The sequence below is a fragment of the Halomonas sp. ND22Bw genome (assembly GCF_003011945.1).
Taxonomy (GTDB): domain Bacteria; phylum Pseudomonadota; class Gammaproteobacteria; order Pseudomonadales; family Halomonadaceae; genus Halomonas; species Halomonas halophila.
Window position 1 is genome coordinate 1 of record NZ_PXWD01001222.1, and the last position, 258, is coordinate 258.

At 72.1% G+C, this 258-nt stretch carries 1 protein-coding gene; it reads right to left on the reverse strand.

The window, feature by feature from the left end; genetic code table 11:
* Positions 1–258, reverse strand: a 258-nt coding sequence (locus tag CVH10_RS22055; RefSeq protein ID WP_146143276.1) for a DUF2948 family protein, incomplete at both ends; no start/stop codon positions are given.

The window sequence follows — 258 nt, forward strand, 5'->3', positions numbered from 1 at the left end:
CCTCGGTGGGCTCGAAGGTGATGGCGAGGAGTTCGAGGGGCGAATCGGACTCCGTCCCCGGGCCGATGCCGCGGCTGCGCACCCGCAGCACCCGGTCGAAATGCATGCCGGTGAGGCGGCGGCGCGGCGGCGCCCCGTCCTCCGCCGACCAGTCGAAGCGGCGCGCCACCAGGACGAAGCGGTGCTGGCCCCCGAGATAGGCGAGGTCGCTCGCCTTCAGGATCGCATCCTGCAGGTGTGCGGAGATGACGCCCAGGT